Here is a 10,699-nt window from a genome sequence, read left to right on the forward strand (position 1 = left end):
TCCGCAAGTTGGACATCGCCGATCAGTGTGGCATTGGCGGCAATAAAGGCTGCCTCATCTACTCCCGTCGGCTGCCGATCCAGCCCAATTGGCCAGGTGTCCTGTTTTTCTCGTTGCATTTAGAGTCGAGGCCGTTCATGTCAGTTGGGCTTGACGTTGAGAGAGTAGAGGGGATTCAGACGGTTGCAAGGGGCGAATGGCAAAGAAAGTTTCGTAGATGCAATCGCCAACGTGGTTCATTTGTAGCTGCAATTTGTCGAGAAACTCATGTAAGCCCTGCTCCATAATGTCGTCGATGGTTAGGTAGTCCAGCTCAGAACGCAGGCGGCCCAAAGCTCGCTCGCTGGGATCCCGCCAGGTATCGGCTGGGGTGCCGGTGATCTGGTGCAGGGATCGATCCGCATGAATAAGACAAAACTGAATGGAGCGGGGAAATTGCCGATCCAAAATCAGGAAAGAGGCCACCTCTCTGGGATTGATGCGGTGTTGGCGGCTGTGTTTCCGGTACATTTCATAAGCACTGGCCGACTTCAGCAAAGCAATCCACTGCAACTCATCCAAAGCCGTGCCCACGTACTGCAGAGAGGGCAGCAAGATAAAATACTTAACATCCAAAATGCGCGCCGTTTTGTCCGCCCGCTCCAAAAGACGGCCAATCTGGCCAAAGTGCCAACCTTCCCCGTGGGTCATGGTGGCATCCATCACCCCGGCGAATAGGTGGCTGGCCAGTTTCACTTCCGTGAAGAAATCGTGGAGCTGACTCAGGTGGGGGCCTTGCTGAGCTGCTTCTTTGACCATCAAATAAAAGCGGTTGACCCGCTCCCACATTTCTGAAGAAATGACCTCCCGCACAGAACGGGCATTTTCTCGCGCCAGCCGCAAACAGGAAAGGATGGAGTTGGGGTAATCCCTATCAAAAGCCAGGAACTGGATGACCGTTTCTTGGGTTGCCTGGCCATAGCGTTGGTAAAACAGCTCCTGATCCCCGGTGGTGTAGACAATGGGATCCCACTGCTGGGCGGGACCGCTGGGCAAGTCTAGGATGAGGTTGAGATTGACATCGATGAAGCGGGCGATGTTCTCGGCGCGCTCCACGTAGCGGTTGAGCCAGTAGATGGAATCGGCCACCCGACTCAGCATGCTGTTGCCTCCTCTGGAGTGTCTTGTCTCTGCGCTCCGTTCAAACTCAACAAACGAAGCAGCCGCCGCAGCTTCACCAGCAGCACCCCCGTCAGGCCGGTCAGGATCCACCCCATCCACTCGGCTGCAGTACCCAGATAGCGCACCTGCACGCGATGATCCCCCGGCGGGATCCGCACCTGCAACAGCCCCACTCCGCTGTGCTCAGCAGACGTGAGGCGACCATCCACCTGTACCCGCCAAGCAGGGTAGTAAAAAGTGCGCAGGACTACCCATTGATCCTGATCGGTGGGGTTAACGGCCCGAAAACGACGGTAGCCATAGCTCCACCGTTCCACTTCCAACAGTGGCTCCAGATTGCCTTGCTCTTGTCCAAAATCCACTACGTCCCCCTGCCACCGCAGCAGCGGATCCACCTCTGGGGGCGGCATGGGCAGCGTTGCCTGGCGAGGTCGGTACTCCAGCACATCCACCAGCGCCAGCCCGTCGGGAAAGCGCCAGTGCATGTGGAGAAAAGCAATGCCCGGTCGCTCCTGGGGCTCATTGGGAAATGGCTTGGCGGCAGACAGCTCTTGAAAAGTCTGGATGGTTTGCGGGTCAAACCAGGCTCTGGACAAGACCTGCCAGCCCTGCCAGCTTTGTATCCCCATGGCCAGACCTATCCCCACAATCAAGAGGATCCTCCAGCCCTTTTGCCCCCACCCCCAGGCGGCCAGGGATCCCAAAAGCCAGGGCACCGTTACTGATGTCACCGCCATCCAGCGCCAAGAAAACTGAATGCGCCGCAGGGGCAAAACCCACTCGTAGAGCCAACCCAGCAGATCCGTCATCATCAGCAAGGCCACCAAGCTGGCCCCCAAGCTGTAGAGCAGGATGGCTTTGGCCAGGGGAGCAGAGGATTCTAAGGCACCATGGGACTCCGTCTCGCCAGCACGAGCGGAATGGATTGGGGTCATCCCCCTTGTCCTGCGGGCCAGCCAAGTTGGGAGAATCAGGATTCCAACACCCAAGACAACGGCTACCATCCAGAGCCAGTACCCTACCAGGCCGCTTTCAAACCAGTGCTGCGTCAGTTGCGGCTGGAGCCGGGTTAGCCCACTCAGCATCAGGCGATGTTGGGGCATGTACTCTTCGACAAAATTCACCAACTCCACCTGGATGAGGCGCTGATCCCAAAAGGCTGGCAGCAGATAAAACGCCGTCCACCCCAGCCCCAGCCCAAACCCCAAGTAGCAGCGCCCCACCCTGGGCCAGAGGGGATCCCAGCGGCCCAGCACCCAAGGCAGAGGCAGCCAAGTTAGCGTAAAGACCAGCAAAGTGGGCAAGTGAGATAGGGCCAACAGGCCGTAGCTAATGGCTAAGGCCACAATCGGCCAAAGGGACTGGGGCCGGCAGATCACCTGGACTGAGGCCCAGAAAATCCAGGGAGAGACAGCAATGGCCCACACTTCCCCCATTGCCCCCCGTTGGTAAATATCCACCAGCCAATAGGGGCCGGCCATACCCGCCAGAGCCAAAACCAGAGCCCAAGCCCAGGGGATGAGTTGCCGGAGAAGGGCATACAGCCCTGTCCCGAAGACCGCCATTGCCAAGCCCATGCTGGCCACCAGGGATCCGGGCATATCCAGCTCCAGCAGGCGAAACGGCAGAGGGGCCACCATGCACAGAGGGGGGTAAAAGGCAAAGGTGGGATTGCCGTAGCCGAAGTTGGAATACTCTAGCCAGCGGGGGTAAAACTGCCCGCTGAAAAACTGTCGCTGATACTGAAAGGCCCAACTGAGGTTGAAGTGGGTGGAATGAGTGATGGGATAGCCCTGGCGCAGCATGGGCCAGAGCAGCACCACGACTCCCACCAGCAACCCTATCCCAACACCCCTCTCCGGTTGGCACAACGCTTTTAGCATTTCTCGGCGTTGTCCCCATCCTCTACCTCGAAAGGCCCAGACTTCCCCCCATACTTGCGCAGCAGCCGGATGTGTTCGATCACCATCGTCTTCTCCAAGGCCTTGGCCATGTCGTATAGGGTGAGGGCAGCCACCGAAACTGCTGTCAAAGCCTCCATCTCCACCCCTGTTTGGGCGTTGGTTTTCACTGTAGCGGTGATCAGAAAGCCGGGCAGATGGGGATCCGGATTCAGATCCACGGTGACGCTGCTCAAGGGGAGAGGATGACACAGCGGGATCAGATCAGCGGTGCGCTTGGCAGCCATGATCCCGGCCAGCCGGGCTGTTTCCACCACATTCCCTTTGGGCCCTTGACCGGCCAAGATGGTCTGCAAAGTCGTTTCTGACATGCGTACCTGTCCTTGGGCAGTGGCCAAGCGGGCAACCATGGGCTTGTGTCCCACTTCCACCATTTGTGCTCGGCCAGAGGCGTCCAGGTGGGTGAGGGCTTGCCCAACAAAGGACTCTGTCCTGCTGGCGCGACTAGAACTCGAATCCGATGGCACCCCGGCCTCCCACAATCCTTGAGAGCTGAAGAGTTGGCTTAGGCTCCGATGAGGTCGGCAAATCGGCAACCAGACCCGCAGGGACTTGACAACTAGTAGCGAATCCAGGCATAGGCGGCATCAGAGAGCACCGGCACCTCGGCGTAGTGGCCGCGAATGTTTTGCACCCAGGCGTAGACGGTGATGGCAATCACCCCCAAGAGAGCCGTGGTGGCCAAAATGCTGACCATCGCTGCCAGGCCAAGGTTGCCGAAGAGTATGCCAAACGCCTGCATCAGCACCTGCACCAAGAACAAGGCAATGTTGAGCAAGAGCGCCTGGATGGTGTTGAAGCGAACAAAATGGGCTACGCGGGTGTTGCGGATCACCAGGAACAGCAGAGCCAAAAACACCCCCATTCCCAGCCAGCCCGTGGCCAGGGGCACCAGACGAAACAGAGGCGCAAAAATGGGGATCAGCCCTGGCAGAGATTGAAACAACCCAGAGGGCAAAAAGCCCAAGGGCAGAGCCGATACCAAAGGCAAAAGGTAGGGAAGGGATCCCCACAGCCGATTGATGGGAGTGATGTCGCCGCGCCAGGTCATAATCCGTCGATCCCCATAGATGCAATGGTTACTGGAGCTGGCTTGTCGGTGCGCTTCTGGGATCCCCGCAAGCTACAGGTCGGAAAGAGAAAGCAACACCCAAGCCTTGGGCCTATTGTAGTCGATGGATTTGGGTGGCTCAACGCGCTTGGCCGCAAGCCGGCTTCTGCTTTCCAGTGAGCAGAAAAACTGGAGGCCAAAAGGTTCAGAGTGAGCGCTCCGATGAATCCAGGCTGATATAATCAACGGCAAATCCTGGCTGCATCACCGGTTTTTCAGGTTCTCTACATTTTTCAGCTTTCACCATGAAGATTTCATCGTCTCCCGCTGCTCGCATCGTCGGAGCTTTTGTCTGGCAAGTTTGGTCTGGGCTGATGGGTTTTCTCAACGACCGTCTGTTGCCGGAGCGCTATCACATTCGGCCCGAAGCTTTGCCGGAGTGGATTGCCCAGGTGTGGGCAGGCTATCTGCGCTATCGGGAAGCCTCTCGTCCGGGGGCGATCCAGTTTCGCGGCTTGACGGTGGATCCCAGCCGAGATCTGCGCTCAGCTCACCTCGGATCCCGTCCGCTCCGCTACCGCGGCTGCCCCATGGAGACGGTTGCCCGCTCTGGGGATCCTTCTCCTACCGCCCAACCCATCCCTGAAAAGGCTTTTGTGCCCCCCTACTGGAAACTCCTCAATACGCTGCGCTTGAAGTTGAGCCTGGCCGATATTGATCGCTACCCCGTCACTCCGGCCCTGCAGCGGGTTTACCGAGGTCGAGAGTTTTAACACCGCTCTGCTGCTCTGCACGACAGTGGAGTTTTAAGGCTGGGGATCCCCTTGTGGGCGGGGATCCCTTTTTGGACTTTGTTCGCGACAGCGGGACGGAGTCCCCAGATCGGACTTGTGGGTTTGGGTGAGATTGCGATCGGGTGGTTTCTCCTGGGGTGAGGGGAAAGCTGAGAAAGACTGCAAAAAAACTTAAGGTCACTTTCCCGCTGGGGGATAAGAGCCCCTACAGTGGATAAAGAAGAACATGGTGCTCCGCACCGCCAACGCAATGAGCTTTGTTATGTCCAAAAGCGGCGTGCTCCTGCTGAACTTGGGGGGGCCAGAGACCCAGGCTGATGTGCAGCCCTTTCTTTACAATCTGTTTGCCGATCCCGAGCTGATCCGGCTGCCGTTTCCCTTCTTGCAGCGGGCCTTCGCCTGGGCCATCTCCACGCTGCGGGCCGAAAAATCCCGCCGCAACTACGCGGCCATTGGGGGGGGATCCCCCTTGCGGCGCATTACTGCTGAGCAAGCGCGAGAACTGCAGGCCCACCTGGTGGCTGAGGGCTATGACGTGCCGGTGTATGTTGCCATGCGCTACTGGCATCCGTTGATCGAGTCGGTGGTGCAACAGATCAAGTCGGATGGGATCACCCGCTTGGTGGTGCTGCCACTCTACCCGCAGTATTCCATCAGCACGACGGGATCCAGCTTTAAGCTGCTGGATCGGCTCTGGGCTGAGGATCCGGAGCTGGCCCACATCGAGCGCTGCCAGATCTGCTCTTGGTACGATCAGCCCCAGTATGTGCAGGCGATGGCCAGAGGGATTCGGGAACAGTTGGATGGGTTTGCCGCTCCCGAGGGGGTGCATGTGCTGTTCAGCGCCCATGGCATTCCCGAAAGCTATGTCACCGAGGCCGGGGATCCCTACCAACGGGAAATGGAAGCCTGCGTGCGGCTGATCTGGAAGCAGGTGGGACGCCCCAATGACCACACCCTCTCCTATCAAAGCCGGGTGGGTTCGGTGCGGTGGCTGCAACCCTATACCGAACGGGTCATCCTGGAGTTGGGATCCCGAGGTGTGAAGCAGTTGCTGGTGGTGCCGATTAGCTTTGTGTCGGAGCACATCGAGACCCTGCAGGAGATTGACATCGAGTATCGGGAGCTGGCCCATCGAGCTGGGATTGCCGATTTTCGCCGTGTGCCCGCCTTGAATGCCGACCCTCTGTTCATTGCCGGCTTGGCGGCGCTGGTGCGGCCTCATCTGCTCACTCCGGGCTTGGCAGCTCCTGCCTTTGTCCCTGCTGCTGTGGGCGGCTCGCTGCTGGAGCGGTAGGGAAGAACGCCAGGCATTTCATTGTTGCTCTGCTCATTGTTGCTCTGCAACGCTGACGCGACCAGACGAGGACGCTGACTTCATACCCCCAGAAGCGTTCTCCTACCACCCCAGGTGTCTCATCTTCATGGAGTTTTGACTGGGAATGACCCTAAGCCCGAGCGAAGCCTTGCTGACGAAGTGGCTGCTGACCTATTTTTACCAACGGCTGCCTTTCCCCCAAGAGTGGCTGCCGCAGAAAAGCTATTGGGTAGGGGGATCCCTGCGGGATGCTTACCTGGCTTGGCTGCAGGGCCGTGCTGCTGGGGATCCCGCTCGCGACGGTGGGATGGAGTCCTCAGCGTCGGTGGATTTGGACCTGATGTGCGCTGTGGATCCCGTGGGCTGGGCAGCAGCAGTGGCACGGCGGTTGGGGGCGGGCTTTGTGGTGTTGGATCCCGAACGGCAGATTGCCCGCATTGTGTTGGCAAAGTTGACCGTGGACGTGGGGCTGCAGGCGGGATCCACCCCTGAGGAGGATCTGAGGCAGCGGGACTTCACCTGCAATGCCCTGGCCTTGGATCTGCAAAGGGAGCAACTGCTGGATCCCACAGGCGGACAAGCCGATATTCGCCAGAGCCGGATGCGCATGGTACACCCCGACAACCTCAGTGCTGATCCGGTGCGGCTGTTGCGGGGTTATCGACAGGCGGCTCAGCTGGGGTTTGGGCTGGATCCAGCTACGCAAGAGGCGATCCGGGAGCGGGCTCCCCTTTTGGCGAATGTGGCGGCAGAACGGGTGCGGGCAGAGATAGTGGCCCTGTTGGAGGCAGGGATCCCAGGGCTGGCTCACCTACAGGCGGCGGTGGCGGCGGGGTTGCTGCAGGCTTGGCTGCCCCACCTGAAGCCGGAAAGTCCGGGCTTCCCTCAAGCTCAGGCCGTGTGGGAGTGGGCCGGGCGCTGGCAACCGCTCTATCCCCGCACGCTGGCAGAGCTGGCCCAGCCCTTGACATCCTCACGCGAAGGGCGCGGCAGGCTGTTGGCAGTGGTGCTGGCGGCCTTGTTGTGGGATCCAGCGGGAACTGAGGACTCTGTCTTGCTGACGCGAACGGCAGAAAGGGTGGAAACCGAGCTGGAGCGGCTGCGCTTCAGCCGAGCGGAAATGCGGGCCATCCAAAAGCTACACCATCTTCTGCCTCAGCTTCAGCTTCTCCTGACGGACTCCCCCACCCCTGCGCAACAGTGGCGGCTTTATCAACAGGCGGGATCCCTGTTCGGTGGCCTGGCGCTGTTGGCGGTGGCTACGGGCGGCGACCCTCAAAAGCTGGAGTCTTGGCTCAAACGCTACGAAGACCCCCAGGATCCCCTGGCCCATCTGGTGCCCCTGCTGGATGGCCGCGATCTGCTGCACAGCTTGGGGGCCAAACCCGGCCCCTGGGTAGGCCAGTTGCTGCAAGACCTCCAGGAGGCGCAGGCTTGGGGGCAGATTCAAACTCGTGCCGAGGCGCTCTCTTTTGCCCGCCGGTGGCGTGGCCAGCAAAAAGACTAGCCGAAGCGATAGCCGAAGCCGCGCACCGTCACCAAATACTCTGGGTTGCTGGGATCCAGCTCCAATTTTTCCCGCAGCCAGCGGATATGCACATCGACGGTCTTGCTGTCGCCCATGAAGTCGGATCCCCAGACGCGCTCCAGAAGCTGCTCCCGCGTCCAAACGCGGCGGGGATTGGACATAAACAGCTCCAACAGGCGAAACTCTTTGGGGGAAAAACTCACCTCAACGCCCCGCACCAACACGCGGCACTCCTGGGTAAACATACACAGATCCCCGTAGCGGAGCACCGTGGCATCGCTGGCTTGGGCCAGTTGTTGCCGGCGCAACACCGAGCGACAGCGGGCGATCAGCTCCCGCATGCCGAAGGGCTTGGTCAGATAATCGTCGGCCCCCAGTTCCAAGCCCACCACCCGGTCGGTTTCGCTACTTTTGGCCGTCAACATCAGGATGGGAATCGTGTTGCCCTCCCTGCGCAGCAGCCTGCACAGATCCAGACCGTTCAAGCTGGGCAACATCAAATCCAAGATCATCAAATCCAGCCGCTCAACCGTATGCACCATCTCAAGGGCTTGCCGACCATCGGCGGCTTGTAAAACCTGATACCCCTGCTCTTCTAAAGCCAGGGCAACCGTTTCCCGAATGGCATCCTCGTCATCCACCACCAGCAGGGTCTCCAGATGGGGAGCAGCTTCCTTGGCTTGAGGAAGTGGACCGGTCATGGAGAGGGTTGCTTCCATACAGAACTCCGTTGCGCCTGCACGCAAGTGCTCCGCACCGCCGTCACGAACGCGGAAGCGTCACGTAGCGATAACAGCCTCACAGGGTGAGAAGGGCAAGTGCCGCCACCGTCAACAGCAGCCCCCCGATAGGATATCAAACTTCCAGGGCAGGCCAATAAAGAGAACAGGGGCGGACTGACTTGCACAGGGCCTTGAGACGGCGAATGGAACCGAAAGGATTCCAAAAACCTGCAATTCAGGATGATTTAAGATCTCTAATGTGGAGCCGCCCCTACCCACGCCTCATGGTGCTCTGCACCCCTCCCGCGAACGGCAACTCACGCTTTAAGGACTCCGTCCCGCTGTCGCGATTGGCCGGAAACCGGTTATGTCTGCTTCCCCTTCTGCACTCTGGGCCACTGGCGGAGCCATTCTGCGGCTGTTGCGCTGGCATAAGCCGGCAGGGCGATTGATTTTGATGATCCCGGCGCTGTGGGGAGCTTTTTTGGCCGGACGGGGAACGCCCCCTTGGCCGTTGGTCGGGATCATCATTTTGGGCAGCCTGGCTGCCAGTGGGGCAGGCTGTGTCATCAACGATCTTTGGGATCGGGACTTAGATCCATTGGTGGAGCGCACCCGCCATCGCCCGTTGGCCAGCCGGGAGTTGACCGTTGGCGTCGGGATCCTGATGGCGGTGGTGAGTTTGGCCTGTGCGGCAGGGCTGGCGCTGTTTCTCAACCCGGTTAGCTTTGCCCTCTGTGTGGCGGCGGTGCCGGTAATTCTGCTCTATCCAGGGGCCAAGCGGGTGTTTCCGGTGCCGCAGTTGGTGCTGGCTCTGGCGTGGGGATTTGCCGTGCTCATCAGTTGGACGGCGGTGAGCGGCCAAGATGCCAACACACCCCTGTGGGAAGAGGGGCTGGGCTGGCTGTGGCTGGCCACGGTGTTGTGGACACTGGGATTTGATACCGTCTATGCTCTTGCGGATCGGGAGGACGATGAGCGGGCCGGGATCCATTCCAGCGCCCGTTTTTTCGGGCAGCGGACGCCGACGGCGGTAGGGCTATTTTTTTTGGGCACTGCCATCGCGCTGTTGGGGGTAGGCCTCAGCCTACGGTTGCATGGAGTTTATTTTGTCAGCTTGGCCATCGTCACTGTCCTCTGGGGCCGGCAAACCTGGCAGCTCCACCAAAGGAATGCCTCTCCCACCTTGTACCTGGCCATCTTCGGCCAAAATGTGGTGCAAGGGTTTATTCTGCTGGCGGGGATGATCGGCGGGTCCCTGCTGGCCTGAGGGATCCCCTGGCCTCTCGCATGGCCAGATGCCTCTCTGAAGAACGCCTTGCCCCTCAGCCGACGCTGGGGCTGCCTCTTTGGGAAGGGATCCCGACAAATCTCCGGACTGGCAGGAATCGGCCCAGGGCCATGGGCAAACGGTAGAATGAGACGATTAATTGCAGGATCCCAGCCTCCGATGGCCCCACTGAGCAGCGGTGAGCCTCCCTATGACATTCTTATTCTCTCAAACGGCCCTGGAGAGCTGACCACCTGGGTGCGTCCGGTGGTGATGGAATTGCGCCAGCAACTGCCTCAGGCACGCCTCTCCCTGGTGCTGTCCCCCTGCCCCCATGCTTCCGGGCAAGAGATGAAGATAGCGCAAGCGTTCGTCGACGTGGATCGGGTGCAGGATCCCGATTTTTTTCTGGCTTTTTTGCTTACTGGCCAAACCGAAGAAGCCTGGAATTGGGCCAAGCGAGGGGTGGTGCTGTTTCTGGGGGGGGATCAGTTTTTTGCCGTCTGGATTGCTCGCCGCTTGCGCTATCGGCTGGTGGTCTATGCTGAGCATCAACCCCGTTGGCGGCCTTGGGTACATGCTTTCGCCGTGCGAACCGAGGCAATCAAACGCCGCTACGATGGCGGACGGCTGCTGGGCCACCCTTGGGCCCACAAAATGCACGTTGTCGGGGATTTGATGGCGGATGGCGTAGCCAGCGCTGTCTATTTGCCGGGGGTGCCCCTTTCCGGCTGGCTTGGCAGCAGATCTCCTGCCGCTGCCTCCAAACCCACGGCAGGCTTTTCTTCCCCAACCCAAGCCTTTGGCCTGCTCCAAGATGCATCTCCCAGCTCCATCGGCGAGGGGGAGCCTGTAAGAACTGCGCCAGAGAGAGTGGGGAACCGCTTCACCGAT

The 10,699-nt window shown here is 59.7% G+C and carries 9 protein-coding genes and 1 pseudogene; 5 read left to right on the forward strand and 5 right to left on the reverse strand.

The genetic code is table 11. The features are described from left to right. Nucleotides 1-135: 135 nt before the first annotated feature. The 4 genes from NW829_RS07170 to NW829_RS07185 all read right to left on the reverse strand — a co-directional run bounded on the left by NW829_RS07170 (nt 136) and on the right by NW829_RS07185 (nt 4,173). Nucleotides 136-1,140 (reverse strand): alpha-E domain-containing protein, encoded by a 1,005-nt coding sequence (locus NW829_RS07170; protein ID WP_414416768.1) that lies wholly within the window; start codon nt 1,138-1,140, stop codon nt 136-138. Further along, a complete protein-coding gene (locus tag NW829_RS07175; protein ID WP_414416772.1) occupies nt 1,134-2,993 on the reverse strand; it encodes a hypothetical protein in 1,860 nt (619 codons plus the stop codon). The genes NW829_RS07170 and NW829_RS07175 overlap by 7 nt, the downstream gene beginning before the upstream one ends. Nucleotides 2,994-3,037: 44 nt before the next feature. After that, entirely contained in the window at nt 3,038-3,589 is a 552-nt protein-coding gene (gene moaC, locus NW829_RS07180) for a cyclic pyranopterin monophosphate synthase MoaC (protein ID WP_414416769.1), read from the reverse strand. Nucleotides 3,590-3,681: 92 nt separating this feature from the next. After that, nucleotides 3,682-4,173 carry a Tic20 family protein gene (locus NW829_RS07185; RefSeq protein WP_414355562.1) on the reverse strand — a complete coding sequence of 164 codons (492 nt, stop codon included), beginning with the start codon at nt 4,171-4,173 and terminating at the stop codon, nt 3,682-3,684. A gap of 305 nt (nt 4,174-4,478) precedes the next feature. Here NW829_RS07185 and NW829_RS07190 point away from each other — a divergent pair, with 305 nt between their 5' ends. The 3 genes from NW829_RS07190 (at nt 4,479) to NW829_RS07200 (ending at nt 7,792) form a co-directional block, all read left to right on the forward strand. Further along, nucleotides 4,479-4,946 carry a hypothetical protein gene (locus tag NW829_RS07190; protein ID WP_414413796.1) on the forward strand — a complete coding sequence of 156 codons (468 nt, stop codon included), beginning with the start codon at nt 4,479-4,481 and terminating at the stop codon, nt 4,944-4,946. A gap of 283 nt (nt 4,947-5,229) precedes the next feature. Continuing rightward, nucleotides 5,230-6,264 (forward strand): ferrochelatase, encoded by a 1,035-nt coding sequence (gene hemH, locus NW829_RS07195; protein WP_414414130.1) that lies wholly within the window; start codon nt 5,230-5,232, stop codon nt 6,262-6,264. A 145-nt stretch (nt 6,265-6,409) separates the two neighbouring features. Further along, nucleotides 6,410-7,792, forward strand: coding sequence for a CCA tRNA nucleotidyltransferase (locus NW829_RS07200; protein ID WP_414416770.1), 1,383 nt, complete (start codon nt 6,410-6,412; stop codon nt 7,790-7,792). Here NW829_RS07200 and NW829_RS07205 read toward each other — a convergent pair. Continuing rightward, nucleotides 7,789-8,532: a response regulator gene (locus tag NW829_RS07205; RefSeq protein ID WP_414416771.1), complete on the reverse strand. Its 744-nt coding sequence runs from the start codon at nt 8,530-8,532 to the stop codon at nt 7,789-7,791. The genes NW829_RS07200 and NW829_RS07205 overlap by 4 nt on opposite strands. Before the next feature lie 370 nt (nt 8,533-8,902). Here NW829_RS07205 and NW829_RS07210 point away from each other — a divergent pair, with 370 nt between their 5' ends. Together NW829_RS07210 and NW829_RS07215 are read left to right on the forward strand one after the other, a co-directional pair. Beyond that, the gene (locus NW829_RS07210) at nt 8,903-9,805 is read left to right on the forward strand and encodes a 4-hydroxybenzoate solanesyltransferase (protein ID WP_011434393.1); all 903 of its coding nucleotides are present in this window, start codon (nt 8,903-8,905) and stop codon (nt 9,803-9,805) included. 180 nt (nt 9,806-9,985) lie between these two features. Then, nucleotides 9,986-10,699 (forward strand): annotated as a pseudogene (locus NW829_RS07215) (hypothetical protein); the annotation flags it as partial.

The organism is Synechococcus sp. R55.8, from assembly GCF_047461895.1.
Lineage (GTDB): Bacteria > Cyanobacteriota > Cyanobacteriia > Thermostichales > Thermostichaceae > Thermostichus.

What these genes read in the sequence shown, in the direction of transcription:
- NW829_RS07170 (WP_414416768.1), bottom strand. Translation starts at nt 1,140, where the DNA reads ATGCTGAGTCGGGTGGCCGATTCCATCTACTGGCTCAACCGCTACGTG.
- NW829_RS07185 (WP_414355562.1), bottom strand. Translation starts at nt 4,173, where the DNA reads ATGACCTGGCGCGGCGACATCACTCCCATCAATCGGCTGTGGGGATCC.
- NW829_RS07190 (WP_414413796.1), top strand. Translation starts at nt 4,479, where the DNA reads ATGAAGATTTCATCGTCTCCCGCTGCTCGCATCGTCGGAGCTTTTGTC.
- hemH (WP_414414130.1), top strand. Translation starts at nt 5,230, where the DNA reads ATGTCCAAAAGCGGCGTGCTCCTGCTGAACTTGGGGGGGCCAGAGACC.
- NW829_RS07200 (WP_414416770.1), top strand. Translation starts at nt 6,410, where the DNA reads ATGACCCTAAGCCCGAGCGAAGCCTTGCTGACGAAGTGGCTGCTGACC.
- NW829_RS07205 (WP_414416771.1), bottom strand. Translation starts at nt 8,532, where the DNA reads ATGGAAGCAACCCTCTCCATGACCGGTCCACTTCCTCAAGCCAAGGAA.
- NW829_RS07210 (WP_011434393.1), top strand. Translation starts at nt 8,903, where the DNA reads ATGTCTGCTTCCCCTTCTGCACTCTGGGCCACTGGCGGAGCCATTCTG.